The 26772-nt window shown below is 73.2% G+C and carries 15 protein-coding genes; 5 read left to right on the forward strand and 10 right to left on the reverse strand.

The annotated features are described in order from the left end of the window. Positions 1–9: 9 nt before the first annotated feature. From J7I97_RS05810 to J7I97_RS05850, 9 genes are all read right to left on the reverse strand, one after another. A complete protein-coding gene (locus J7I97_RS05810) occupies positions 10–894 on the reverse strand; it encodes an ABC transporter permease (RefSeq protein ID WP_214931310.1) in 885 nt (294 codons plus the stop codon). Next, positions 891–11411, reverse strand: coding sequence for a non-ribosomal peptide synthetase (locus J7I97_RS05815; RefSeq protein WP_214931311.1), 10521 nt, complete (start codon positions 11409–11411; stop codon positions 891–893). Before J7I97_RS05815 ends, J7I97_RS05810 begins: the two co-directional genes overlap by 4 nt. 107 nt (positions 11412–11518) lie before the next feature. After that, the gene (locus J7I97_RS05820; protein ID WP_214931312.1) at positions 11519–12223 is read right to left on the reverse strand and encodes a 2-hydroxychromene-2-carboxylate isomerase; all 705 of its coding nucleotides are present in this window, start codon (positions 12221–12223) and stop codon (positions 11519–11521) included. 32 nt (positions 12224–12255) lie between these two features. After that, on the reverse strand, positions 12256–13002 hold the full coding sequence (gene fabG / locus J7I97_RS05825; protein WP_214931313.1) for a 3-oxoacyl-[acyl-carrier-protein] reductase: 747 nt from the start codon (positions 13000–13002) through the stop codon (positions 12256–12258). 582 nt (positions 13003–13584) lie between these two features. Further along, entirely contained in the window at positions 13585–14679 is a 1095-nt protein-coding gene (locus J7I97_RS05830; RefSeq protein ID WP_214931314.1) for a beta-ketoacyl synthase N-terminal-like domain-containing protein, read from the reverse strand. Beyond that, a complete protein-coding gene (locus tag J7I97_RS05835) occupies positions 14679–15911 on the reverse strand; it encodes a beta-ketoacyl synthase (protein WP_214931315.1) in 1233 nt (410 codons plus the stop codon). The genes J7I97_RS05830 and J7I97_RS05835 overlap by 1 nt, the downstream gene beginning before the upstream one ends. Before the next feature lie 35 nt (positions 15912–15946). Further along, entirely contained in the window at positions 15947–16228 is a 282-nt protein-coding gene (locus J7I97_RS05840; protein WP_214931316.1) for an acyl carrier protein, read from the reverse strand. 159 nt (positions 16229–16387) lie between these two features. Beyond that, positions 16388–17389, reverse strand: a complete 1002-nt coding sequence (locus J7I97_RS05845) for a LysR family transcriptional regulator (RefSeq protein ID WP_214931317.1) — start codon at positions 17387–17389, stop codon at positions 16388–16390. 276 nt (positions 17390–17665) lie between these two features. Beyond that, a complete protein-coding gene (locus J7I97_RS05850) occupies positions 17666–18406 on the reverse strand; it encodes an AfsR/SARP family transcriptional regulator (RefSeq protein ID WP_214931318.1) in 741 nt (246 codons plus the stop codon). A gap of 359 nt (positions 18407–18765) precedes the next feature. Between J7I97_RS05850 and J7I97_RS05855 the strand changes: the two genes are divergently transcribed. The 5 genes from J7I97_RS05855 (at position 18766) to J7I97_RS05875 (ending at position 25651) form a co-directional block, all read left to right on the forward strand. Continuing rightward, positions 18766–20319, forward strand: a complete 1554-nt coding sequence (locus J7I97_RS05855) for a tryptophan halogenase family protein (protein WP_214931319.1) — start codon at positions 18766–18768, stop codon at positions 20317–20319. Positions 20320–20353: 34 nt separating this feature from the next. Further along, entirely contained in the window at positions 20354–21676 is a 1323-nt protein-coding gene (locus J7I97_RS05860; protein ID WP_214931320.1) for a cation:proton antiporter, read from the forward strand. Then, positions 21673–22191: a flavin reductase family protein gene (locus J7I97_RS05865; RefSeq protein ID WP_214931321.1), complete on the forward strand. Its 519-nt coding sequence runs from the start codon at positions 21673–21675 to the stop codon at positions 22189–22191. The genes J7I97_RS05860 and J7I97_RS05865 overlap by 4 nt, the downstream gene beginning before the upstream one ends. Positions 22192–22268: 77 nt before the next feature. Then, positions 22269–23087: an ABC transporter ATP-binding protein gene (locus J7I97_RS05870; RefSeq protein WP_214931322.1), complete on the forward strand. Its 819-nt coding sequence runs from the start codon at positions 22269–22271 to the stop codon at positions 23085–23087. Further along, on the forward strand, positions 23084–25651 hold the full coding sequence (locus J7I97_RS05875) for an FtsX-like permease family protein (RefSeq protein WP_214931323.1): 2568 nt from the start codon (positions 23084–23086) through the stop codon (positions 25649–25651). Before J7I97_RS05870 ends, J7I97_RS05875 begins: the two co-directional genes overlap by 4 nt. 128 nt (positions 25652–25779) lie before the next feature. Here the strand turns inward: J7I97_RS05875 and J7I97_RS39475 are convergent, their stop codons facing one another. After that, on the reverse strand, positions 25780–26724 hold the full coding sequence (locus J7I97_RS39475; protein WP_214931324.1) for a helix-turn-helix transcriptional regulator: 945 nt from the start codon (positions 26722–26724) through the stop codon (positions 25780–25782). Positions 26725–26772 lie beyond the last annotated feature (48 nt).

Genomic DNA, 26772 nt, shown 5'->3' on the forward strand with positions numbered 1-26772 from the left:
CTCGGGTCTTCAGCTGGTCGCCGTACGGAAACGGCGCAGGCTCACGACGGAGCAGGTCACGAAGATCACGGTCAGGGTGACCGAGACCACCAGGAGTGGATGGGTGCCGGCGAAGCCGCTGCTGGGCGTGTCCGGGTTCCCCCACAGGTCGCGGCAGGCCGCGATGACCGCGGTCACCGGGTTCCACTCGGCGAGCGGGCGCAGTGCCGACGGCATGGTCTGCGGAGAGAGGAAGGCACTGGACAGGAAGGGCAGCACGACCACGATGAACGGGGCCACCACGCTGATCGTCTCGACGCTGCGCAGGGTCAGGGCGAGCAGCACCCCGAGCCACAGCATCGCGTAGATGAAGACCGCGATCAGCGCGAAGCCCGCCAGGGTGGGCAACAGCCCGGTGTGCGAACGCCAGCCCAGGACCAGGCCGATGAGGATGGTGGTGCCCAGTCCGCCCATGCCGACCACCCAGTCCGCGGCGGTGTGCCCGATCGGTATCGAGGCCCGGCTGATGGGGAGGGAGCGGAACCGGTCGACCAGCCCGCCCTGGAGGTCCAGGGCGAGCGAGACCGCGGTGGGGCCGACGCAGGCCAGGCCGACCTGGACGGCTCCGCCGGCGAAGACGTACTCGACGTAGTCACCGCCCTGCGGCAGGTGGATCGAGTAGCGGAACAGATAGCCGAGCATGATCAGCGAGAGCATCGGGTTGAGCACGATGCCGATCGAGCGGCCGGGGGCGCGGCGCATCCGGCGCAGCCGCCGGCCGATGACGGCGCCGATCTCGGTGAGCAGGGTGCGGGGGCCCGCCGGCCGGGCCGCCGCGAGCTGCGGCGTCCCGGTCCGGGCGGCTTTTGCGGCCTCGGGGCTGTCGGCCTCGGGGCGGGGGAGGGTGGTCGTCATGACCGGTCACCGGCCTTCCACGCGTCGAGAGCGGTACGCAGGGCCGGGCCGATGGCGGTCAGCGGCTCCGGGTTGAGCATGTCGTCGTGCGCGCAGTCGATCCGGTGGACCTGCACGGCGCCGGTCATGAACTCCTTCCACAGCACGTCCTTGTCGGTGACCTCGCCCCAGGGCGAGTGCTCGGCAAGGAAGAGCTGCACGTCTCCGGCGTACTCTCCCGGTCGGTAGCGGGTGTTGAGGAGCTGGTGGCGCCCCATCAGGTCGACCACGCGGGCGAGCCGTTCGGTGCCGAGCCGGGCCAGCGGGTTGTTGTCGCGGCGCAGGGTCTCGAAGAGGTCCTGCGGGGTCAGGCGGCGGCCGGCGAACTCGTCGCGGTGGTGGCCGATGCCCTCCATCAGCCAGCCGAGGCGGACCTGTTCGTCGCGCTCGTCGACGGCGTCGGTGCGGGGGAAGGAGTCGAGGACGGTCAGGACGCCGACCTCGTCGCCGGCCGCCCGCAGCTGGACGGCGATCTCGTAGGCGAGGAGTCCGCCGAAGGACCAGCCCAGCAGGTGGTACGGGCCTTCGGGCCGGACCTCCTTGATGAGCCGGACGTATTCGGCGGCGTTCTCCTCGATGGTCTCCGGCAGGGGGGCGCCGGCCACCACGGTGGGCGACTGGAGGGCGTAGACGGGCTGGTCGGGGTGCAGGTAGGGCACCAGGGTCAGGTAGGACAGGGACAGGCCCACACCGCTGTGCACGCAGAACAGCGGGGTGCGGTCGCCGTCGGGCTGGATGGTCAGCATCGGGGTGAAGTGCTCGACGTGACCGATCCCGTCGGCCTCGGCGATGGCCTCGGCCATACCGCGGGCGCTGCCGCGCATGCCCTCCGGGAGTGACGCGGCCCGCTCGGCGGCGGCCTCCGCCGTTTCCGCGGCCTCCGCCGCCCCCGCTGTCTCCGCAGGCGCCTCCGGGCGCAGCCTCGTGGCCAGCGCGTCGACGCTCTGGTGGACGAAGACGTCCGCGATGCTCAGTGCCAGACCGGCCTTGCGGGCCAGGCTGACCAGGCGCAGCGACTTCATGCTGTCCATGCCGGCCTCGAAGAAGTTCCGCCCGGCGGCGATCGCGTCGGTGGCGAGCACCTCGCGGACGATCCCCAGCAGCGCCTCCACGACCGGGTCGGAGTCGACGCCCGCCGCGGCGCGGGCGTCGAGCTCCCCGTAGGACAGGGCCTGGGATCCGGCGCCGACCGCGATGTCCTGCGGCGCGGCGGCGACCCGCTCGGCGACCAGCCCGGTCAGGGTGCCGGCCGGGCCGCCGGTGAGGCCCCGGTCCGCGTCGAGGGCGCTGATGCGCACCTCGGGGTCGGCGACGGCGGCGCGCAGCACGTCCTGGAACTGCTCGACGAGCCGCTCCGCGGTGCCCCGCGTGAACAGCGCGGTGCTGAAGGTCAGCAGTCCGCGCATGCCGTCCCGGCCGGGCCAGTTGAACAGTTCCAGCACCAGGTCCAGCTTGGCCTGGTCGGAGCCGACGTACTCGGGCGCGGCGCTCAGGCCCACCAGCTCCGGGACCCGCACCCCGTCGTGCTGCACGGTGAGCGAGACCTGGAACAGCGGGTGCCTGCCCAGCGCGCGGGCCGGCCTGATCGCGTCCACCACCTGGTCGAAGGGCACGTCCTGGTGCGAGTACGCGGCCAGGTCGGTCTCCCGCAGCCGCTCCAGCAGCTCCCGGAAGGTGGGGTCGCCGCTGGTGTCGCCGCGCAGCACCAGGGTGTTGAGGAACATCCCGACGAGATCCGAGAGCGCGTCGTCCGTGCGGCCGGCGACGGACACTCCGAGCGGGATGTCGGTTCCGGCGCCCCACCGGGTCAGCAGCGCCGAGAGCGCCGCCTGGAAGACGATGAACTCGGTGGTGCCCGTGCTCCGGGCGGTCTCCGCGAGTGCGGCGTGCAGCTCCGGGTCCAGATCGAACATCACGGTGTCGCCGGCGGTGCCGCCGCCCTCGGGCCGGGGGAAGTCGGTCGCCAGGGGCAGTTCCTCCGGCAGGCCGGCCAGCGCGTCGCGCCAGAAGTCCAGCTGCCGCGCGCCCAGGGCGTCCGGGTCGGCCGGGTCGCCGAGCAGCTCGCGCTGCCAGACGGCGAAGTCCCCGTACTGCACCGGCAGCGGCTCCCAGCGCGGGGCCGCCGCGCCGGTCCGGGCCCGGTAGGCGGTGGCGAGGTCGGCGAGCAGCGGCTCCATCGACCAGCCGTCGAAGGCGATGTGGTGCAGGACGATCAGCAGGACGTACGAGTCGGCGCCGGCCGGGAACAGCCGGACCCGCAGCGGGGTCTCCTCGGTGAGGTCGAAGCCCCGGTTGGCCTCGGCGGCCAGCGCGGTGCCGAGCTGGTCGGTGAAGACGGACACGGTCTTGAGCACCGGCCCGCCCGTGCCCGGGTCCAGGACCCGCAGCGAGGGCACCCCGTCATGCTCGGGGATCACGGTGCGCAGTACCTCGTGCCGGTCGGCCAGGTCGGTCAGGGCCGCCTGGAGGGCGGCCGTGTCGAGCTTCCCGGTGAGCCGGAAGGCCATGGCGCTGTTGTACGAGCCGTCGGCGCGGCCCTGGCGCCGGTTGAGGAACCACTGGCGCTGCTGGCTGAAGGAGAGCGGGCGCTCCCCGCCCGGCGCGGCCGGGGCCAGCGCGGGCCGGGCCCGGTCGGCGCCGGCGACCTGCGCGGCCAGCGCCAGCACGGTGCGGGCCTCGAACAGGGCGCGGATGGGGAGTTCCACGGCGAGGGTGCTGCGTACCCGGCTGACCAGCCGGGTGGCGAGCAGCGAGTGCCCTCCGATCTCGAAGAAGTCGTCGTCGATGGAGACCTGCTCCAGGCCGAGGACGTCCGCGAAGAGCCCGCACAGGATGCCCTCGACGGGCGTCCGGGGCGCCCGGCCGCGGGAGACCGCGCCCAGGTCCGGGTCGGGCAGGGCCTTGCGGTCCAGCTTGCCCTGGGCGGTGAGGGGCAGCTCCTCCAGGGCCACGACCGCCGAGGGGACCATGTAGTCGGGCAGTTCCCCGGCGAGCCGCTCGCGCAGTACGGCGGTGGCCTCGGGACCGACGCCGGCCGAGCCCGTGACGACGTACGCCACCAGGCGCCGCTCGCCCGCCTCGTCCTCGCGCATGACCACGACGGCCTGTTCGACGCCGGGCTGGGCGAGCAGGGCGGAGGAGATCTCGCCGAGCTCGATGCGGATGCCGCGCAGCTGCACCTGGTCGTCGACCCGGTCCAGGTAGTCCAGTTCGCCGTCCGGGAGCCAGGCCACCAGGTCGCCGGTGCGGTACATCCGGGAGCCGGCCGGGCCGTACGGGTCGGCGACGAACCGGGACGCGGTCAGTCCGGGCCGGGCCAGGTAGCCCCGGGCCAGGCCGCCGGCGACGTACAGCTCGCCGGTGACGCCGGGGGCGACGGGGCGCAGGTTCGGGTCGAGTACGTAGACCCGGTGGGCGTTGGTGGGCTTGCCGATCGGGGGCCGCCCGCCCTTGGGGGCCAGCGGTCCGGCGACGGTGCAGCCGACGACGGCCTCGGTGGGACCGTAGCCGTTGAACAGCCGGACCGAGCCGGCCCAGCGCTCCACGACACCGGCCGGGACCGCCTCGCCGGTGACCACCAGCCGCAGGTCGGCCGGGAGTACCGCGCCCGCGGGCAGGCCGCCGACGACGACGGGCGGCAGGGCGACCAGGTTGATGCGCGCCTCGTTGATCAGGTCGACGAGCGGCTGCCCGGGGGTACGGGCCTCCTCGTCGGCGATGACCAGGGTGCCTCCGTTCAGCAGCGCCAGCATGATGCCGAAGACCGACGCGTCGAAGCTGAACGAGGCGAACTGCAGGACACGGACGTCGTGGTCGAGCCAGAACCGGTCGGAGAGGCTGTCGACCATCGCGGTCAGCCCGGTGTGCGCCACGGTGACGCCCTTGGGGCGGCCGGTGGAGCCGGAGGTGTAGATGATGTACGCCGTGTTCTCGGCGTGCAGGGGCGCCCTCCGGTCGGCGTCGGTGAGGTCGTGCACGGCGAGTGCGCCGAGGTGGGCGGCCACCTCAGGCGCGTCCAGCAGCACCGGCGTGACCCCGAGCGCGGCCAGGTCGGGCAGGCCCGCGGGGCGGTTCGCGGTCGCCGTGTCGGTCAGCAGGACCGTGGGGCGGGCGTCCTCCAGCATGTAGCCGATCCGGTCGGCCGGGTAGTCGGCGTCCACGGGCAGGAACACCGCGCCGGCCTTCATGGCGGCGAGCGCCGCGACGACCAGCCCGGGCGAGCGCGGCAGCATCACCGCTACCGGCTGCTCGGGACCGGCACCGCGCTCGGCGAGCAGCCGGGCCAGCCGGTTGGCCCGGCCGTTGAGCTCGGCGTAGTCGAGTTCCCCGGCGCCCAGCGAGACGGCCGGCTTGGCGGGCGACAGGGCCGCCCACCGCTCGAAGACGGCGGTGGCCAGGGCGCCGCTCGGCCGGCGGGCCGCCGAGGCGCCGGACCAGGTGCCGAGCACCTGCTCCCGCTCGCCGCCGGTGAGCGCGTCGAGCCGTCCCAGCGGGGTGCCGGGGGCGTCGGCGAGCTGCTTCAGGACGCGGGCGAACCGGTCCACGAACAGCTCGGCCTGTGCGGCGTCGAATACGTCGGGCCGGTACTGGGCCTCCACGCGCAGCCGCTGTCCGTCGGCCGGGAACATCCCGACGGCGAGCGGGTACTCGGCGATGACGCGGGCCTTCCAGTCGAGCATGGTCAGGCCGGGCACGTAGCTGCCGATGGCGTCCAGCGCGCCCGCCGGGTAGTTGTGGAAGCTGACGACGGTGTCGAAGAGCTCCCCGACGCCGACGGCCTGCTGCACCTCGGCCAGGCCCAGGTGGTGGTGGTCCTCCAGGCCGAGCTGGCGGTCCTGGAGGCCGGCCAGCATCTCCTCGAAGGGCTGCGCCGGATCCAGACCGGCCCGTACCGGCAGGGTGTGCAGGAAGGCGCCGACCATCTGCTCGACCTCGGGCAGGCCGGCCGGGCGGCCGGAGACGACCGCGCCGAAGGTGACGTCCCGGCGGCCGGTCAGGCTGCCGAGGACCACCGCCCAGGCGCCCTGGACCACGGTGTTCATGGTCAGGCCGCGCCGGTGCGCCCACGGGGTGAGGGCGGCGGTCAGTTCGGCGGGCAGTTCCACGGTGTACGTCTCGGGCAGGACGGAGACCCGGGCCCGGTCGGCGGGGCCGAGCCGGGTGGCCTCGTCGATGCCGTCGAGCTCGGCCTCCCACGCCGCGCGGGCGGCTGGCTTGTCCTGGGCGGCGGACCACTCCAGGTAGGCGCGGCCGGGCGCCACCGGGCGCAGCGCGCTCACGTCGGCGCCGTTGCCCCACAGGGTGACGAGCTCCTCGGCGAGCACCGCGGACAGCGACCAGCCGTCCACCAGCATGTGGTGGGTGGTCCACACGACCCGGTGGCGTTCGGCGCCCAGCCTGTAGACGGTGAACCGGGTCAGCGGACCCCGCGTGACGTCGAAGCGGTGCAGCCACTCCTCCTCGGTGCGGCGCCCGGCCTCGGCCCCCGGATCGGCGGCGCCGGTCAGGTCCTCCTCGGTCCACGGGAGGTCCACCGAGACCGGGATCAGCTGCACCGGGTCGCCCTGGTCGCGCTCGCGGAACCGGGCGCGCAGGGCGGGGTTGCGGTCCAGCAGCGCGGTCGCGGCGGCGCGCAGCGCGGCCACGTCCAGGGCGCCGCCGATGTCCATGACGACCTGGAGGGTGTACGCGTCCATGCCCTGGCGGTCGAACTCGGCCTGGAAGAACAGGCCGCGCTGGAGCGGGGAGAGCGGCAGGACGTCGGTGAGGCCGTGCAGCTCCTCCTCCCAGGCGTCGACCTCCCGCTGTGTGACGTCGACCAGCGGGAACTCGGCGGCGATACGGCCGCCGGTGCCGGGCCGGGAGGCGTGTGCGGCGAGGGCCTGAAGGGCGGCGAACCAGCCCTCGGCGATCTCCCGTACGGCGCTCTCGGCGAGGGCGCCGCAGGGCCAGGTCCACTCGGCGACGAGGACCGGGCCGTCGGGGCGGTCCTCGGTCAGCGCGACCACGTCCAGGGGCTGGCGCAGCGGGGTGCCGGGGGAGGCGGTGAGTCCGGCGCCGCCGGCCTCGATCGCCCAGTCGCCCTCACCGGCCGTGAACCGGCCCAGGTAGTTGAAGCTGATCTGGGGTACGTCGGCCCGGGCGAGGACGCCCGCGGTCTGCGGGTTGACGTGGCGCAGCAGCCCGTAGCCGATGCCGTGGTCGGGCAGGGTGCGCAGGGCGGCCTTGACCCGCTTGAGGGCGGTGCCCGCGGCGGGGCCGCCGGCCAGGGCGTCGGCGCGGTCCAGCTCGCCCACGTCGAGTCCGACGGGGAAGGCGCTGGTGAACCAGCCGACCGTGCGGGAGACGTCGAGGCCGTCACCGATCTGCTCGCGGCCGTGGCCCTCCAGCTCGACGACGGTACGGGTGCCGGTGGCCCCGGAGCGGCCCGTGACGGCCAGCGCGAGACCGGTGAGCAGTACCTCGTTGAGCTCGGCGTGCAGGGCGGCCGGTACCCGGGTGAGGACGTCGGCGGTGAGCGCGGCGGGCAGCTCCAGGCGGAGCCGGCCGGCGGCGGCCCAGGTGTCGGCGGCCGGGTCCAGCGGCCGGCCGGTGAGGAGTTCCGCGGCTCCGGCGGACTGGGCGGTCCACAGCGGGAGTTCGGCGACGCGGCGGGAGGTGCGGGCCTCCGCGGACAGGGCCTTCGCCCAGGTGCGGAAGGAGGTCGGTACGGATTCCAGGGCGGGGGCGCGCCCGGCGGTGACGGCCTGCCAGGCGGCCTCCAGGTCGGGGAGCACGATCCGCCAGGACACCCCGTCCACGGCGAGGTGGTGGACGACCAGCAGCAGCCGGCCGCCCGCGCCGGGGGTCTCCTCCATCAGCACCGCCTGGACGACGAGGCCGTCCTCGGGGCGCAGCCGGGCCCGGGCGGCGGCGATCTGCTCGTCGAGCACAGCCGTGCGGTCGGCGCCGGCGGGCACGGTGACCCGGGTGACGACGTCGGCCGCGTTCACGGAGCCGGGCGACGGGATCTCCTGGATCCACAGGCCGGGCACGGGCGCGGTGAGCTTCAGGCGCAGCGTGTCGTGCCGGTCCAGGACCGTCTGGAGCGCGGGCTCCAGGATCCCCGCGGTGAGTCCGGCGGGGGCGGTGACGACCACGTACTGGGCGAACTCGCGGGTGGCGTCCGGGAGCGCGGAGAGCTGGTCGCGCAGCCGGTCGGAGATGGGTGTCGGGTCGATCTCGCCGGTGCCGTCGTCCACGACGGCGACGGGGGCCGACTCGGCCCGCCGTGCCACGGCGGCGATGGCGGCCGGGGTGCGGTGCTTGAAGACGTCGCGGGCGGTGACGATCAGCCCGGCCCGGCGGGCCCGGCTGACGACCTGGATGGAGCTGATGCTGTCGCCGCCGAGGGCGAAGAAGCCGTCGTCGACGCCGACTTCGGGCAGCCCGAGGACTTCGGCGAGGACCGCGCAGAGGATGCCCTCCTCGGGGGTGCGGACGGCGCGTACGGCGGTCTTGGGGCCGGCGAGGTCCGGCGTGGGCAGGGCCTTGCGGTCCACCTTGCCGTGCGCGGTGAGCGGCAGCGCGTCCAGGGTGAGCAGCACGGTCGGGACGAGGGCCTCGGGCAGCCGGCCGGCGAGCAGGGTGCGCAGGGCGGGGGTGTCGAGGTCGGCGGCGGCCTCCGGCTCCAGGTAACCGACCAGGCGCTTGTGCCCGGCCGGGTCGGTGACGGCGGCGGCGACCGCGTCGGCGACGCCGGGCAGGGCGCGCAGCGCCGATTCGACCTCGCCGAGTTCGATGCGCTGGCCGCGGATCTTGACCTGGTGGTCGCGGCGGCCGACGAAGGCCAGCTGCCCGTCGGGGCGCAGCACGACGAGGTCGCCGGTGCGGTACATGCGGGAGCCGTCGCCGGCGAACGGGTCGGGCAGGAAGGTGACGGCGGTGCGCCGGGTGTCGCCGAGGTAGCCGCGGCCCACGCCGGCGCCCGCGATGTACAGCTCGCCCTGTACTCCGCGCGGGACGGCCTTGAGGTCGTCGCCGAGGATGTGCAGGCGGGTGTTGCGCAGCGGGCGGCCGATGGGCACGATCGCGGCGCCCGTCGCGTCGAGTTCGGCGGGGGTGCGGGCGTAGGCGTGGGTGACGTCGTCGGAGCATTCGGTCGGGCCGTACAGGTTGGCCAGCGCGATGTCGGGGTAGCGGGCGAACCAGCGGGTGCACAGCTCGGGCGGCAGGGCCTCGCCGTTGGAGATCATCCAGCGCAGGGCGGGCAGCCGCGGGGCGGAGCCGGCCGCGTCCCACACGTCGAGGGTGGCGCGCAGCAGCGAGGGGACGACCTCCAGCACGGTCAGGCCCTCGGCGCCGATGGTGGTGAACAGCGCGTCGGGGTCGGAGGCCTCGGCCCGGCTGAAGGCGCGCACCCGGCCGCCGACGAGCAGGGTGGTGAGGGTCTGCCAGACGGTGACGTCGAAGGTGACCGGGGCGTTGTGGACGAGCGCGTCGGAGCTGTCGAGCTCCAGTTCCTCGATCTTGGCGAGCAGGTGGTTGACCATGCCGCCGCGCTGCACCATGGCGCCCTTGGGCTTGCCGGTGGAGCCGGAGGTGTAGATGACGTACGCGAGGTCCTGCGGGCCGCCCAGGACCGGCGGGAGCGAGTCGGGCGCATCCTGCTCGGCGGTGATCTCGCGGACGGGCAGCGGGGCGCCGTCGCCGGCCGAGGTCGCGGCCGCGGCGGCCTGTTCGGCGAGCTCGCGGTGCGCGGCGTCGGTGAGGACGAACCCGGCGCCGCTGTCGCGCAGCAGGGCCGTCAGGCGGGGCAGCGGGGCGCCCGGGTCGAGGGGTACGAAGGCCCGCCCGGCGCCGAGTACGGCGACCTCGGCGGTGACGAAGTCGCGGCCGGGCTCGGTGAGGAGGGCGACGGGCCCGGTGCCGGTCAGGTGCCGGGAGAGCGCGCCGGCCCGCCCGACGAGCTGGGCGTAGGTCAGGGCGCCGGTGTCGTCGGTGACGGCCGGGGCGTCGGGGGTGGTCTCGGCGTGCGCGCGTATCCGCTCCACGACGCCCAGGTACGGGGTCGGGCGGACGGGGCCGTGGAGGACGGCGGCCAGCTCCTCGGTCTCGCCGGGGGAGAGCAGCTCCAGGCCGGCCAGCGGCTCGTCCGCGCCGGCGGTCAGGAACCGGTCGAGGTAGGAGGTGAACCGGTCGAGGTGGGCGCGGACCCCGGCCCGGGTGTAGCGGGCCTCGTTGCCGCTGAGGTCGATGCCGATGCCGGCGTCGCCCTTGTCGGCGACGGTGAACTCCAGGTCGTCCACCAGGCCGGTGGACGGGCTGTGGATGGTGGCGGAGCAGGGCCCGATGGCCAGCTTCTCCACCTGCGGCATCATGTTCAGGAACGGGCCGAAGGGGCGCCGGTCGTCGCTGGGCAGGCCCATGGCGCGGCGGATCCTGCTGACCCGGTGGCGCTGGTGCTTGAGGGCCTGGGAGAAGGCGCGGTAGGCGTCGGCGAACAGGCTGGTACGGGTGGTGGCGGAGTCCACGGCGAGCCGCAGCGGCAGGTAGTTGACGACCATGCCGGGGACCTTCTGGGTGTCGCCGCCGACGCGGGCGGTGACGGGCAGGGACAGCAGGACGTCCTCGGTGCCGGCCATCCGCCCGGTGTAGGCGCCCAGGGCCGCGACGAGCACGGTCTGCCAGGTGACGCGGGACTCCCAGGCCACGGCACGCAGCCGCTCGGCGACGTCTTCGGGGAGGACGCCCTGCTCCTGGAGGAAGCTCTGGGCGGGTTCGGCGTCGCGGGTGGCGAGGCTGATCAGCTCGGGCCGGCTGGTGAAACGTTCCTCCCAGTAGGCCCGGTCGCGCTCGGCGCGGGCCGAGCCGACGTAGCCGGCCTCGGCGTCGAGGAGGGTGGACAGCGGGGGGAACCGGCCCTCGTCGAGGTCGGTGCCGGCCAGCAGCGCCTCGTAGATCGCACCGAGCCGCTGCCAGTAGATGACGTAGCTGAACCCGTCGGAGACGAGGTGGTGGTTGAGGAGGCAGAAGAAGGTGCGGTCGGCGCCCAGGGTGAAGACGCTGAGCCGGAACAGCGCCTCGGCGTGTCCGGTGCCGTTGGCGTTGGCGTTGGCGTTGGCGTTGGCGTTGGCGTCGGCGTCGTCGGTCGTCAGGATGAAGGGGACGCGCAGGTCGGCGCGGATCGCCTCGTGCGCGGCGGCGGCCGGGTCGGCGGCGCCGCTGACGTCGGTGACGGTCAGCGGGAGGCGCTCCAGCGGCTCGATGAACTGGCGCGGCTCACCGTCCACTTCGGTGAATCTCGTGCGCAGGCACTCCGACTCCTCGACCAGCCGCTCCAGCGCCGTGCGGAAGAGGCCCTGATCGAGCTCGCCCCTGATGTCCCAGTAGATGGCGGTGTTGTACGTGGCTCCCCCGCCAGAGAGTTTCGCGTCGAACCAGATGTCCTTCTGGCCGGCGGTCAGCGGAAGGCCGCCGACCGTCTGAACCTGCGTCATGGCTATCCCCTAGCGAAGGTTTCCGAATGTCAGATCCGTCGATGAGACAGATCGTCGCCGCGCCCGCTGACGGTGGTCTGAGCGTCGGCTGACTGCGCGCTGACGGCTCAGCCGCAGCCGCCCGCGTGGGCGTCGTCGGTCGCCCGGCCCATCCCGACGGCGGCCAGCGGTTCGGGCACGAATCCGGCCGGCACCTCCTGGTCGCGCAGGTGGGCGACGAACTCGTCGAGCCGGTCGATGCCCCAGAACCGGCTGTATCCGTGCACGAAGAACGGCACCCCGAAGACCCCGTCGCGGCACACGTCGAGCAGGATCTTGATGCCCTCGGCGCGCAGCTCGGGCACGTCGCTGGCGCGGGCCAGCTCGCGCGGGTCGAGGCCGATCTCGAAGGCGATGTCCTCGATGGTGGCCGGGTCGCAGATGTCGCGGCCGCGGCCGAACCGCGCCTGGTACACGGCGTCGATGAAGGCGTGGCCGCGGCCGTGCCGCTCGGCGACCAGGTAGGCCAGGTGCGGGACCTCCCACACCGGATCGCGGTCCACGGGCCAGGTGACCTTCAGGCCGCGGGCCTTGGTGAGCCGGCCGACGTCCTGGAGGACGTACCGGTTCTTCTCGCGGGACATCTCCGAGTACGGGAAGCGGCCGCCCTGTTCGGCCAGCAGCCGGGCGCTCAGCGGGTCGGGCTCGAAGAAGGGCACCCACTCCAGGCGCTCGGCGAGGTCGGGGTGGAAGGTGGTGATCTCGCGGTAGGCGAGCCACGAGTACGGGCTGCGCAGCGAGAAGTAGAACCGGGGCGTCTTGTTCTTGGCCATGGTGAACCCTTCGGTCGTTGTGGCGGGTTGGCTCAGACGACGAGGCCGCCGTCGACCCCGAAGACCTGTCCGGTGATGTACGAGGCGCGGTCGGAGGCGAGGAAGGAGACCAGGTCGGCGACCTCCTCGGGCCGGCCGAACCGGCCGAGCGGGATCCGCTCGGTCATCTTCTTGACGTGCTCGTCGGAGAGCCCGGAGAGCATGTCGGTCTCGATGAAGCCGGGGGCGACGGCGTTGGCGCGGATGCCGTAGCGGCCGCTCTCCTTGGCGAGGGCCTTGGTGAAGCCGATGATCCCGGCCTTGGTCGCCGAGTAGTTGGTCTGCGTGGCGTTGCCGTACACCCCGGCCACCGACGACAGGGTGATCACGGAGCCGGCGCGGCGCTTCATCATGGCGAAGACGGCGGCCTTGCAGAGGTTGTAGGTGCCGTCCAGGTTGACGCGCAGGACCGCGTCCCAGTCGTCGGGGGACAGCATGACCAGGGGGTTGTCGCGGACGATGCCGGCGCAGGACACCACGGTGTGCAGGGGGCCGAGCTCCTTCTCGGCCGCGCGCACGAAGTCCTTGACGGCGCCGTGGTCGCGGACGTCGGCGCGCGCGGTGTAGACCCGCGCACCGGCGTCGGCGGCGAGGGCCGCGACGGTGTCGGCGGCCTCCTTGTCGGACTGGTAGCAGAAGGCGACGTCATAGCCGTCCTCCGCGAGACGGGCCACCACGTGGCGCCCGATACCCCGGGAACCTCCGGTCACGAGGGCGACGCGGCGTTCGTTTACGGACATGTACGTGTTCTCCTCGGGAGTTCGTTTACGGGGTCTGCCTCCCGGCCCGCCGGTCCGTCCTGACCGGGCCAAGTCCGGCCCCGCCGGTCCATTCCGGCTTCGCGGATTCGTCGCGGCCGGGCCAATCTCGGCCTTGCCGGTTCGTCCAAGCCTGGCCAACTCCAGCCCCGCCGGCGTTTGAGGCGCGGGTCCGGCAACTCCAGCCTCGCCGGCGTTTGAGGCGCGGGTCCGGGCGGAGCCCGGTGCCCGGCGGAGCCGGGTTTTCTGGGGCGCCGCCCCAGGCCCTGCGCCTCAAACGCCGGCGGGGCTGGATTGGACCGTCCCGGCCGGATGGTCGCCTGCGGGCGGGGGATGGTGGAGAAGCCCGGCGGCTGGCCGGGGCCGGGGGGATGTCCCCCGACCAACCGCCGGGCTGACCTGGGCCGAGCCGGGTTGACCCGGGTGGGGACCGGGTTGGCCCGGGTGGGGACCGGGTTGGCCCGGGTGGGGACCGGGCGGGGGTGGCCCGGGTGGGGCCGGGCCGGCCCGGGTGGGGTGGCCCGGGTGGGGGCCGGGGTGGGGGCCGGGGTGGCCCGGGCGGGGTTAGTCGCCGGTCAGGATCGCGCAGCCGACCAGGCCGTCGCGTTCGATGGCGGTGACCAGGGCGGCCTCGCCGGGCGCCAGCCCGTGGGCGTCGGCGGCGGCGAGGACGCCCGCCAGTTGGAGGGCGGCCGAGGCCGCCGAGGTGTCGCCGATCAGGGGGCGGATCCGGATCCAGTCGGGGGTGGCGGCAACGCCGAGGGCGTCGGTGATGGCCGCCTCCTCCTGGGCGACGAGCGGGCCGCCGGCCCCCAGCGGGGCCACCAGGCGGACGTCCGCCGCCGCGACCCCGGACCGCTCCAGGGCCCCCCGCACGCACACGGCGAGCGCCTCGCGGGCCCCCTCCGGTTCGTGGAAGGCGCGGAAGGCGGTCGCGCCGATACGGGCCAGTGGGTCCCGGCCCGCCGCCGCCGCGTCCTGCGCCGTCTCCAGCAGGAACACCGCGCTGCCCTCGCCGAGCGGGGTGTCCCGCTCCTCGTCGGTGCGGCCGTGCCACTCCAGCCAGGCGCGCTGGGCGGAGTACTCCTCGGCCGCGCCCACCAGCACCCGGGAGCAGTGGCCCCCGCGGTGCAGGCGAAGGGCGTACCCGATGGCGAGAAGTCCGGTCAGGGAGCCGCCCGCGACCGTGGTGTTGGGGCCCTTGATGCCGTGCCAGATGGCGCTCTGCCCCGCGGCCCGGTTCATCACGGTGTTCGGGAAGCGGGCCGGGTCCACGTGGTACGGCCGCTCGCCGGCCAGCGCGTCCCGGGTGAAGTCCATGATGCTCTGCACGCTGCCGGAACCGGTTCCGAGGACCAGGCCGGTCTGCTCGGGCCGGGCGGTGAGCTCCTCCCGGAAGACCTCGACGAGACCGCCGACCGCGGTGACCGCGAGGGCGGTGACCCGGTCCATGGTCCGGGTCCCCTTCTTGCCGACGTACTTGGCGGCGCTGAAGTCGGGGACCACGGCGCCTTCCGCGAACGGCCCGGGGAAGGCCTCGGGGTCCATGGTGGCGACCGTGGTGCGGCCGGCGGCGATCCCGGTGCGGAAGGAGTCGCTGCCGACCCCGAACGGCGAGACGGCCGACCAGCCGGAGATGACCAGAGGGGTCGGGGACATCAGACGGCCTCCTCGTACCGGCCGAGGATCAGCACGGCGTTGTTGCCCGCGAAGGCCAGCGCGTTGTTCTGTACGACGTTCAGCCGGGCGGGGCGGGCCTCGTTGGGCACGCAGTCCAGGCCGACCTCGGGGTCGGTCTCGCGGTGGTTGATGGTGGGCGGGATGAAGCCCTCGGTGAGGGCCAGCGCGCAGGCGGCCGAGCCGAGCGCGCTCGCCGCGCCCATGGAGTGGCCGATCATGGACTTGATGGAGATGGTGGGCGGCGGGCTGTCGAAGACCTGGCGGATCGCCCCGGCCTCCGTCACGTCGTTGGCATGGGTGCCGGTGCCGTGCGCGGAGATGAAGTCGATGTCCTCGGCCTTCACCCCGGCGTTGCGGTGGGCGACCTCCATGCACCGGGCCAGGCTGTCCGCGTCGGGGGCGACCGGGTGGTGGGCGTCGCAGTTGAGGCCGTAGCCGAGGACCTCGGCGTAGATCCGCGCGCCGCGCGCCGTGGCCGACTCCAGGCTCTCCATCAGCAGGATGCCCGCGCCCTCGCCGGTGAGGATGCCCTTGCGGTCCTTGTCGAAGGGCTGGCAGACCTCGGGGGCGATGGTGCCGAGCCGGTAGAAACCGGTGAAGGTCTTGCGGCAGACGGCGTCGGCCCCGCCGCACAGCGCGGCTTCGACGTCGCCGTCGCGGATGGCGTCGAAGCCGCTGCCGATGGCGTAGTTGCCGGCCGCACAGGCGGTCGGGATGGTGAGGGCCTCCACGTCCACGAGGCCGAGTTCGCGGACGATGCCGCTGGAGAGCCGCCCGGCCTGGGCCCGGCGGACGACGCCGTGGTCCAGGTGTTCCGGGCCGTTCTCCAGCTGCTGTCCGACGAGCAGGTCGAGGTCGCGGGACTCGGCGTCGGTGGTGCCGACCGAGACCAGGACCTTCCGCTCCCGGAGCTCCTCCGGGGACAGACCGGCGTCCTCGACGGCCATCTTGGCCGCCGCGATCGAGAACTGGGTGGCCCGGCCCAGTTCCGCCGGGTCGGCCCGCTGAATCCAGTCCGCGGGCTCGAAGTCGTCGACCTCGCAGCCGTTGGCGTGCGCGAAGCCCGTCGTGTCGAATGCCGTGATCGGCTTGACCCCGCTGCGTCCGGACTTCAGTCCGTCCAGGAAGGCCGTGACACCGAGGCCGATGCTGGTGACCGTGCCGAGGCCGGTGATCACCACGCGGCGCGGCGCCCGCTCATCGTCGTACACCCTGCGCTCCCGTCGTAGTCGCTGTGCGCCGTGGGCTACTTGGCCGCTGCGGACTGCGCGGCTATGGACTCCTCGACGACCGTGACGACGGCGGCCAGGTTGACCATCCGGGAGAGCTCGGCCTGGTCGATGTCGGTGCCGAAGATGCGCTCCAGCTGGGAGAGGATCTCGATGGCGCCCATGGAGTCCGCCTCGTGGTCCTCCTTGAAGCGGCTGGTTTCGGTCATCTCGTCGGGCTCGATCTCCAGGATGTCGCAGATGATCTCCTTGATCTGGTCGCGGGCTTCGAGGTCGAGGTGGTTCGCTGCTGTGGTCATGCCGCAGATGCTGGCCGACCGCTCTGACGGCCCTCTGACGACGTTCTGACGACGTTCTGACGATGTTCTGACCGTGTGCTGAAACCCCGCTGAGGCCCGGCCGTTCGGGTACGCACACCTGGCCTGACCAGCGGCGCGGCGCTGCGGCGGGGTGACCGGTCAGGCGCCGACCGGCTCCGGGAGGTACCGGTGGAGCTCGCGGAATTCGTCGGGGTGCCGCTGCATCCAGGCCCAGTAGCCGGGCCGCGAGCGGGCGTATCCGCAGTAGTAGGCGCGGACGGTGTCGACCAGGGTGTGCAGGGTCTCGCGGGAGACGGCGCTGCCACGCCACAGCAGCACCATCTCGACCCGCTGGGTTCCGGCCACCGGCACCAGGGTGACCTCCGGCACGGCCCCGGACGGTGTGGTGAGCGCCGCCACCCCCGTGTCCCGCACCCAGTTCATGGCCTCCTGGTGGCTGTTGACCTGGTGCAGGACCCGCGCGGGGGCGGCGGCGCCAAGGACGCGCCGCTCCACGGAGTGGAACCAGTGGTCCCCCGAGGAGCGCACCCAGGGCAGCCCGTGGTCCTCGGTGACCTCGGCCAGCTCGTCGGCGCGCAGCAGCTCGCGGCCGGCGAGCCGGTGGCCGCGGGGGACGGCCAGCCACACCGGTTCCCGCACCACCAGGGCGCGGCCCAGGGCGGGTTCGCCGGTGTCGGACTCACCGCTGCCGGGGCCGCCCGGCCCGGGGACGCGGGGTACCAGGGCGGCGGTCAGGGACCCGCGCTGCACCGCCTCGACGGCCGCCTGCGGGGGCAGCGTGCGGGTCTGTACGGGGGTGCCCGGCAGCGCGGCCTGGAGCGCGTCGCGCAGCGTCGGCGGGGTCCACTCGGTGTTCCCCAGCTGGAGCGGACCGCCCGCGGCGGCCTGTGCCTCGGCCATCACTTCGTCGGCCCGCCGGACCAGGTCGGCCAGCCGCGGAACGAGCCGGGCGCCGAGTTCGGTCGGGGTCACCCCCGAGCGGGAGCGGACGAACAGGTCGCCTCCGACGGCTCTTTCGATGCGGCGCAGTTGTGCGGTGAGGCTCGGCTGTGGGAGGCCCAGTTCCTGGGCGCCGGCGGAAATGCTCCCGGTGGTGCTGATCGTGACGACAATGCGAGCGTGACGCAATTCGAGTTCCATGGCCCTGCCCCCGTCGCGGTTCCCGGAAATGGAGAATTCCGTCCACCCTCCCTGCAGGGGAACAGGGAGGGTGGACGGAACCCGTCCTTTCACCGTATAGCCATTCCGCTTGAGGGCAAGCCCGGCCTGCGGGACGACAGCGGGAGACCTTTGAAAGGTCAGCGGAAACTCAGTGACGGCTCAGCGGTAATTCAGCGAGAACTCAGCACGGATTCAGCGGTAATTCAGAGGTGATTCAGCGGCTCTTCAGCGGGGACCCGTTCAGCGGTGATCCGGTCAGCCCCGCGGCCCCGCGTAAGCCAGCGCCTGGCGCGGCTCCCCGAGGGCGTCGTCCTGTTCGAGGATCGCCTGGTACGCCCGGTTCAGGGCGCGTCCGGGCTCCAGCCCCAGGTCCCCGGCGAGCCGGCGGCGTGCGCCGTGGAACACCTCCAGCGCCTCGGCCTGCCGGCCCGCGCGGTACAGGGTGACCATCAGCAGTTCGCTCAGCCGCTCCCGCTCGGGGTGGTCGCTGGCGATCTGGCGCAGCTCCGGCACCGGGATCCGGTGGGCCTCGACGGCGAGCATCGCGGTGATCAGGTCCTCGTAGGCGGTGATCCGGCGTTCCTCCAGGTGGGCGGCGGCCTGCCGGATCCGTACCCCGTCCACGGCGTCCATCAGGGCCGGCCCGCGCCACAGGAAGAGGGCCTGTTCCAGCTCGGTGATGGCCCGCGCCGGGTCGTGGTGGACCAGGGCGGCGCCGGCCTCCGCCTGCCGCAGGAAGCGGTGGGCGTCGACCCGTTCCGGCGACAGGTCCAGGAGGTATCCGCTGCCGACGGTCCGGATCAGCTCGGTCCCCTTCACCCCCGTGAGGGACTCCAGGTACTTGCGCAGCCGGACCACGTTGGCCTGGAGGGCGTTGCGGGCGTTGGTCATCCGCTGGTGCCCCCAGAGCTCGTCCTCGATCTGGTCGGCGGACACCGTACGGCGCGGCGAAAGGGCCAGAAACGTCAGGAGCGACGTCACACGCTTCGAGGCCATGGCGTACGTACGGTCTCCCCAGGAAAGAGAGACGGAACCGAGTACGTTGATTTCCACTTCTGTAACCCCCGTTGTTGTCGGCAGGCCCCCATGCTGTCCTGGGTCAACCGATCGGGGGAAATACCATCCGCGCCGCCGAAATCCGGCCACGTGGTATGGCCGGGGCGGGGCTCTTGTCGCGGCGGCACCCGGACTGCATACTGCCGACCTCCCCTGACACCGGGCTGACGGGCGAAAATCTGTCCGGAATTCGCGCCCCGCCTGGGACATTAGCCGAGCGCTTAAAAGCCTGTCTCGGCGCGCGCCCCGTTCCTAGGCTCCGGGTCATCCACGAACAGGCAGCGAATGGGAGTCACCAGATGCTCAACAAGATCGTGATTGTGGGCGGCGGTACCGCGGGTTGGATGACGGCCTCGTACTTCAAGGCCGCGTTCGGGGACCGCATAGACATCACGTTGGTCGAGTCCGGCCACGTCGGCGCCGTCGGCGTCGGCGAGGCGACCTTCAGCGACATCCGCCACTTCTTCGAGTTCCTCGGGCTCAAGGAGAAGGACTGGATGCCCGCGTGCAACGCCACGTACAAACTCGCCGTCAGGTTCGAGAACTGGCGCGAGAAGGGCCACTACTTCTACCACCCGTTCGAGCAGATGCGGTCGGTCAACGGCTTCCCGCTCACGGACTGGTGGCTGCACAACGGCCCGACCGACCGCTTCGACAAGGACTGCTTCGTCATGGCCTCGGTCATCGACGAGGGCCTCAGCCCCCGCCAGGCCGACGGCACGCTCATCGACTCGCCGTTCGTCGAGGGCGGGGACGAGATGGCCGGCCTGACGATGGTCGAGCACCAGGGCAAGACGCAGTTCCCGTACGCCTACCAGTTCGAGGCCGCCCTGCTGGCCAAGTACCTCACGAAGTACTCGGTGGAACGCGGCGTCAAGCACATCGTCGACCACGTCAACGAGGTCAAGCTCGACGAGCGCGGCTGGATCGCCGGCGTCAACACCGCCGAGCACGGCGACATCACCGGCGACCTGTACATCGACTGCACCGGCTTCCGCGGCCTGCTCCTCAACAAGGCCCTGGAAACCCCCTTCATCTCGTACAAGGACACGCTGCCCAACGACAGCGCCGTCGCCCTCCAGGTCCCCATGGACATGGAACGCCGCGGCATCCTGCCCTGCACCACCGCCACCGCCCAGGACGCCGGCTGGATATGGACGATCCCGCTGATGGGCCGCGTCGGCACCGGCTACGTCTACGCCAAGGACTACATCTCCCCGGAGGAGGCCGAGCGCACCCTGCGCGAGTTCGTCGGCCCGGCCGCCGCGGACGTCCCGGCCAACCACATCAACATGCGGATCGGCCGCAGCGAGAACTCCTGGGTCAAGAACTGCGTCGGCATCGGCCTGTCCAGCGGGTTCGTCGAGCCCCTGGAGTCCACCGGCATCTTCTTCATCCACCACGCGATCGAGCAGCTCGCCAAGAACTTCCCGGGCGATGACTGGAACCCCGTCCACCGCGAGCTCTACAACGACTCCATCGCCCATGTCATGGACGGTGTGCGCGAGTTCCTCGTCCTGCACTACGTGGCGGCCAAGCGCAACGACACCCAGTACTGGCGCGACGCGAAGACCCGCGCGATCCCCGAGTCGCTGGCCGCGCGCATCGAGAAGTGGAAGACCCAGGTCCCGGACTCCGAGACGGTCTTCCCCTATTACCACGGCCTGCCGCCGTACTCCTACATGTGCATCCTCCTCGGCATGGGCGGCATCGAGCTGAAGCCGTCCCCGGCCCTGGCCCTCTCCGACCCGTCGGCCGCGGAGCGGGAGTTCGAGGCGATCCGCGAGAAGACCCGCCACCTCACCGCGACCCTGCCGAAGGCGTACGACTACTTCGCCCAGATGCGCGACTGAGCTCGGCCGACCGGTCGGAAAGGGCCCTGAAGCCATGGAAGCAATCGACCTCCTGACCCGTACCGCCCATGTCCTGGGGATCCTCGCCGTGATCCTGCTGCTGGCGTGGGCGGGCCGGGCGGCCGCCCGCCTGCTGCGCCAGCCCGAGGTGATCGGCGAGATCACGGCGGGCCTGCTGGCCGGCCCGGTGGCCCTGCACCTGCTGGGACAGGGCGCGTTCGACGCCGTGCTCCCGGGCCCGGTCCTCGACACCCTCAAGCTCATCTCGAAGGCGGCCCTCGCACTGTTCCTGGTCGGCCTGGCGCACAAGCTCCACGCCGGCCCGGCGGCCCCGCCGCGCCGCACCACCGCCTGGGTGGCGGCCGGCTCGCTGGTCCCGCCGCTGCTGTCCGGCCTGCTGCTGGCCGGGCTGGTCCTGGTCACCGACGACACCGCGGCCCGCGGTGACGCGCCGACGGCCTCGTTCGTCCTCATGGTCGCCGTCGCCATGTCGATCACCGCCGTGCCGGTGATGGCGCGGATCCTCACCGACCGGGGCATGAGCGAGTCCTCGGCGGGCCGGGTCGCGCTCGGCGCCGCCATCACCGTGGACGCCGTCGGCTGGCTGCTGTGCATGCTCGCCATCAGCCTCGGCGAAGGCAGCCTCGGGGGCTTCCTGCACTCGGCGCTCGCACTGCTGATCGGCGCCGGCTGCGCGCTGGCCATCTGGTTCGCGCTGCGTACCGGCCTCGCCCGCACGGCGTACGGGAAGACCCCGCGCACGGTCGCCGTGGTGCTGGCGGTGGCCACCCTCGCGGTGGCGATCGCCATGGAGAAGATGGGCATGACCGCCATCGTCGGGGCCGCGCTGGTGGGCTTCGCGATCCCGCGGGACGAGGACGCCCCCTGGGCGCCCGCCGTGGACGGCATCGCCCGCTCCGGCCGCTACCTCGTGCCGGCGTTCTTCGTGGTCACCGGTGTCACCGTGCTGAACGGCAGCTTCTCGCAGGCGTCCTGGCTGCTGATCCTCGCCACCTTCCTGCTGGCCTGTGTCGGCAAGGGGATCGGCGGATACCTGGGGGCCCGGCTCGGCGGGACCCGGCCGGCCACCGCCCGCCGGGTCGCCGTCCTGATGAACACCCGCGGCCTGACCGAACTGATCGTGCTCCAGGCCGGGCTCAGCGCCGGGATCCTGACGGCGCCGCTGGTGCTGGCCCTCGTCGTGATGGCGCTGGCCACCACGGCCCTGACCGGCCCGTTCCTCCACCTCCTCGATCTCCTCGACCACCGGGAACGGCGTGCGTCCGTCCCCGCCGGTTCTCCCGCACCCGCCGGGGAACCGCAGCTCGTCCTTGCGACGGAAGGCAGCCCCCGATGACCACCCAGCCCGCCGTGACGACGGCCACGGAGGCGACTCCCGACGCCTTCCGTTCACTGATGAGCGAGTTCCCCACGGGCGTCTGCGCCGTCACCACCATCGACGTCGACGGCGAGCCGTGGGGCATGACCTGCTCCTCGGTGGCCAGCGTCGCACTGACACCGCCGACCCTCCTGGTCAACCTCCGGGCCGGCAGCCCCACGCTGCAGGCCCTCCTCAACTCCGGCTCGTTCACCCTCAACTTCCTGCACGACGAAGCCCGGGAGACCGCCGAGCTGTTCGCCTCGGGCAACCCGGACCGGTTCGCGCTGGTCCCGTGGGAGCGGCCGCCGGGCGTGGGCGGACCCCACCTCGTACGCGACGCGCACACCGTCGCCGACTGCGAGGTCGTGCTCACCCAGCCGATGGGCGACCACGTCACGGTCTACGGCGAAGCACGCCGGATAACCAGGCTGCACGCCCGTCCGCCGCTCCTGTACGGGCAGCGGCAGTTCCGCTCCTGGTCGCAGACCTGACCGTCCCGACCCGCCCCTCATATTCCAGTCGGCCCGGCGATCTGGTCCGGCTATCCCAGCAGAAGGAACATGCCCTGATGAGGACACAGAGGACACCCAAAGGGACACCGGACCAGCAGGGTCGGCACGTCGTCCGCCTGGAGTCCGTACGAAAGGTCTACGGCGGCTCCAAGAACGAGGTCGCCGCTCTCGACAACGTCAGTATCGACTTGGAACGGGGCACCTTCACAGCGGTGATGGGCCCCTCCGGCTCCGGCAAGAGCACCTTCCTGCACTGTGCGGCGGGCCTGGACCGGCCCACCTCGGGCTCGGTGCTCCTGGACGGAGTGGACCTGGCACAGCTGAAGGAACGCGAGCTCACCAAGTTCCGGCGCGAGCGGATCGGCTTCATCTTCCAGGCGTTCAACCTGCTGCCCGCGCTGACCGTGCTCGACAACGTGACCCTGCCGCTGCGCCTCGCCGGCAGCCGCCCTAAGAAGGGCGCGGTCGCCGAGGTACTGGAGCGGGTCGGGCTGGGGGGCCGGGAGAACCGGCGCCCCGGCGAGCTCTCCGGCGGCCAGCAGCAGCGCGTCGCCATCGCCCGGGCGCTGATCACCAAGCCCGCCGTCATCTTCGGCGACGAGCCGACCGGCGCCCTGGACACCTACACCGCCCGCGAGGTGCTGACCCTGCTGCGCGAGGCCGTCGAACAGGCGGGCCAGACCATCGTGATGGTCACGCACGACCCGGTCGCCGCCTCGCACGCCGACCGGGTGCTGTTCCTGGCCGACGGCCGGATCGTGGACCACCTGGACCGGCCCAGCGCCGACCAGGTCGCCGAGCGCATGACCCACCTGGGCGCCTGGGGCACCCGCCCGGCGGCGGCCGCCCCGGCAGGACACGGGGCGCTGCGGTGATCAGGATCGCGCTGCGCACCCTGCGCTTCCACAAGGGCGGATTCATCGCCTCGTTCATCGCGCTGTTCTTCGGCGCGACCATCGTCGTGGCCTGCGGCGGGCTGCTGGAGACGGGCGTGCACAACGCCGCCCCGCCCCAGCGGCTGGCCGCGGCCCCCGTCGTCGTGACCGGGGAGCAGCGCTACCTCGGCACCTCGCACGAGCTGGTCTTCCCCGAGCGGGTCCGCCTCGACGGGGCCCTGGCCGGGAAGATCGCCGCGGTGCCGGGGGTCGAGAGCACCGCTGCCGACGTGACGTTCCCCGGCGCCCTCGCGGCGGCCGGCGGCAAGGGACCGGCCGCGCAGGTCACCGGCCACGGCTGGGCCTCCGCCGCGCTGACCCCGTACAAGATCACCGAGGGGGCCGCGCCGGCCGGCGCCGGCCAGGTCGTGCTCGACACCCGGCTCGCGCAGCAGTCGGGCCTGAAGCCCGGTTCCCGCGTCGAGCTCCGCTCCGGCGGTACGTCGAAGTCCTACGAGGTCTCCGGTCTGGCGGCCGGCGACGGCGAGGCGGGCGGCGTCTTCCTCTCCGACCCCGCGGCACTGGAGGCGGCGACCGCCGCCGGGCTGCCCGGCAAGGTGGACAACATCGGTGTCTTCCCGGCGTCCGGCGCGGACCTCGCCAAGGTCGCCGAGGGCGTCCGCAAGGCGGTCGAGGGACAGCCCGTGTCGGTCCTGACCGGTGACGAGCGCGGCCGCGCCGAGAACCCGGGCGTGATCGACGACGGCGCCGACCTGATCCCGCTGGCCGCCGCCTTCGGCGGGCTCTCGGCCATGGTCACCGTGTTCGTCGCCTCCTCCACGCTGGGCCTGTCCATCCAGCAGCGGCAGCGCGAGATGGCGCTGCTGCGGGCCATCGGCACGACCCCCGGCCAGCTGCGCCGCCTCATCCTCGGCGAGACCGTGCTGCTGGCGGCCATCGCCACGGCGCTGGCCTGCATCCCCGGCCCCCGCGTGGGGCGCTGGCTGCTCGGCGCGTTCGCCGACGCCGGCGTGGTGCCGGACACGATCGTCTACCGGGCCGGTTCGGTGCCGCTGATCGTCGGCGTGGGAACCGCACTGGTCACGGCGGTCGGCGCGGCCTTCATCGCGGCCAACAGCGCCGCCCGGACCCGGCCCACCGAGGCGCTCGCCGAAGCGGGGCTCCAGCGCAAGTGGTTCAGCGGCTTCCGGTCGGTCGTGGGCCTGCTCTGCCTGATCGGCGGGGTCGCGCTGGCCGTCGGCACGGCAGGCATGGACGGCCCGCGCGCGGGCAGCGTCGCCACCCCGGCGGCGATGGTGTGGACGACCGGCTTCGGTCTGCTCGGCCCCGTGCTGGCCCGTGCCATCACGGCGGGGCTGCGCGGACCGGTGAGCGCGGCCGGCCTCTCCGGCCATCTCGCCAACCGCAACGCCAAGGCCCGTACGGCCCGGCTCGCGGCGGCCGTGATGCCGGTGATGCTCGCCACGGGTCTGGCCGTCGGCCTGATCTACATGCAGACCACCCAGTCCAAGGGCGCCAAGCAGGCGTTCGACGAGAGCCTGCGGGCCGACGCCGTCGTCACCTCCGTCTCCGGCGGTATGCCGCTGGAGACGGTGGACGCGATCCGCGCCCTGCCCGGGGTCGCGGCGGCCTCCGCCCAGGTCCCCAGCCTCGGCTTCATCGAGCCGGACGTACCGATCGACCCGGCCCTGAACGGCGGTGACGGGGAGTCCTCCGCGCCGCAGCCCACCGAGGTGTCGATGCAGGGCGTCACCCCCGAGGGGATCGCCGCGACGACCTCCTTCACGGCCGCCTCCGGCAATCTGGACGGCCTGCGCGGCGACACCGTCGCCCTGCCGGCCCGTTTCGCCGGGGACCGGAAGATCGGCGACACCGTCCCGATGCGCCTGGGCGACGGAACCCGCGTGGACCTCAAACTGGTGGCCACCGTCGACGGCCGGCGCGGCTACGAGACCGCCCTGGTCCCGGCGTCCGTCCTGGTCGGGCACACCGACGCGGGACTGGTCCCGCAGATCATGGTGAGCGCCGCCCCGGGCACCGACCGGACCGCGCTGGAGGCCTCGCTGGCCACCCTCGCCGACCGGCAGCCCGGCCTGCGGGTCACGGACCGGCAGGCGCTCACCGCCGTGGCGGCGGACGAGGGCGACACCCAGGCGTGGATGGCGTACCTGGTCCTCGCCGTGGTCGTCGGCTACGCCACGATCGCGCTGGTCAACACGCAGGTGCTGGCCACCACCGAGCGGCGGCGCGAGTTCATGCTCCAGCGGCTGATCGGCGCCACCCGCCGGCAGGTGATGCAGATGATGGCCATGGAGGCGGTCCTCGTCTCCGTGGCGGGCATCGTCCTCGGTGTCCTGGTCGCGGGGCTGACCCTGGTGCCGTTCAGCATGAGCGTGCTGGGCACGGCCCTCCCGACCGGCTCCCCGTGGATCTTCGTCACGGTGGTCGGCGGGGCACTCGGCCTGACCCTGGCCACCACACTGCTCTCGGCCGGCGCGGTCCTGCGCAGCCGGCCCGGCGACCTGGCGGGCATCAAGGAGTAGTACGCGAGGACACGTCGGACAGCCGCCCCCGGCACGGGATTCCGTGCCGGGGGCGGCTGTCGTTCTGCTGAGTCGTGGGCCAGGTAGTCAGGTGGTACGGGTCGTACGGGTCGTACGGGCCCTCGTGCTCAGGACGCGTGCTGGAGGGCGGCGGCCGCGGCCGGGACGCGGTGCGGGGCGGCCGCCACGGGCTGGGCGGCCATGCCCTTGAGCAGCGCCGCGCCGAGCGGGGTCAGGGTGTGCAGCACGGTGTTGCGGACGCGCCGGGTGGTGATCAGCCCGGTCCGGCGCAGAACGGCGGTGTGCTGGCTGGCGCCGGCCGCCGAGATGCCGAGCCGGTCGGCGAGCTGGGTGGTGGTGCAGCTGGCCCGCAGCACGTGCAGGGCGGCCGCCCGGGTCTGCCCGACCAGCGCTCCCAGCGACTGCCCGCTGCCGTCCGGCTTGTCCCACAGGCCGGCCGCCTGGTACGTGTCCGGCGGCGCGGCGAACGCCAGCACCACCGGCGCGGTGCGGTCCAGGCGCCGGGTCACCCGGCCGGCCCGGTGGGCCAGGAACACCGAGGGGGCGAGCACCAGGCCGCGCCCCTCCAGGCGGATGTCCTCGTCGGGCCCGTCGTGGATCTCCAGCACCGGTGCCCGCCAGGTGATCCGCGAATGCAGGGTGGCCAGCAGCAGTTCGGCGCCGCCGCCCATCAGCACCCGGCCCCGGGCCTCGCACTCGACCTCCAGGTAGGCCAGCAGGTGGTCCCAGTACGGGGCCACGGCGGCCTGCCAGACCCGCGTCAGCTCACTGCCCGCGGCGCCCTGCTCGATGATCCGGAGCAGGGCGCCGAGGCCGGCGTCGCCGTCGGGACCCGGCCGGCCGCCCGGCCCGCCCGGCCCGTCCGATGCGCCGGGCAGCCGGCCGGGCCACGGCGACAGCCGGTCCCCGACCTGGCTGCGCCACCGCGCGAACGGGGCGTTCACGCCCCGCCCGAGCAGTCCGTACGCGAAGGCCGACTCGACCAGCGGACCCGCGGTGATCTTCAGGCGGGTCCGGGCGACGTCAGCAGCGGTGAAATGGATTCTTTGCACAGTGAAGCCCCCGTAGTCCCGCTTGGTCGAAAAACGCGCGGATCGCGC

This window comes from Streptomyces sp. ISL-87 (genome assembly GCF_018614095.1).
GTDB lineage: Bacteria > Actinomycetota > Actinomycetes > Streptomycetales > Streptomycetaceae > Streptomyces.

Bases quoted from the DNA above. Each gene is read 5' to 3' on its own strand.
- J7I97_RS05860 (WP_214931320.1), top strand. From the start codon at position 20,354: ATGGAAGCAATCGACCTCCTGACCCGTACCGCCCATGTCCTGGGGATC.
- J7I97_RS05865 (WP_214931321.1), top strand. From the start codon at position 21,673: ATGACCACCCAGCCCGCCGTGACGACGGCCACGGAGGCGACTCCCGAC.
- J7I97_RS05840 (WP_214931316.1), bottom strand. From the start codon at position 16,228: ATGACCACAGCAGCGAACCACCTCGACCTCGAAGCCCGCGACCAGATC.
- J7I97_RS05810 (WP_214931310.1), bottom strand. From the start codon at position 894: ATGACGACCACCCTCCCCCGCCCCGAGGCCGACAGCCCCGAGGCCGCA.
- J7I97_RS05850 (WP_214931318.1), bottom strand. From the start codon at position 18,406: ATGGCCTCGAAGCGTGTGACGTCGCTCCTGACGTTTCTGGCCCTTTCG.
- J7I97_RS05870 (WP_214931322.1), top strand. From the start codon at position 22,269: ATGAGGACACAGAGGACACCCAAAGGGACACCGGACCAGCAGGGTCGG.
- J7I97_RS05830 (WP_214931314.1), bottom strand. From the start codon at position 14,679: ATGTCCCCGACCCCTCTGGTCATCTCCGGCTGGTCGGCCGTCTCGCCG.
- J7I97_RS05855 (WP_214931319.1), top strand. From the start codon at position 18,766: ATGCTCAACAAGATCGTGATTGTGGGCGGCGGTACCGCGGGTTGGATG.
- J7I97_RS05815 (WP_214931311.1), bottom strand. From the start codon at position 11,411: ATGACGCAGGTTCAGACGGTCGGCGGCCTTCCGCTGACCGCCGGCCAG.
- J7I97_RS05845 (WP_214931317.1), bottom strand. From the start codon at position 17,389: ATGGAACTCGAATTGCGTCACGCTCGCATTGTCGTCACGATCAGCACC.
- J7I97_RS05820 (WP_214931312.1), bottom strand. From the start codon at position 12,223: ATGGCCAAGAACAAGACGCCCCGGTTCTACTTCTCGCTGCGCAGCCCG.
- fabG (WP_214931313.1), bottom strand. From the start codon at position 13,002: ATGTCCGTAAACGAACGCCGCGTCGCCCTCGTGACCGGAGGTTCCCGG.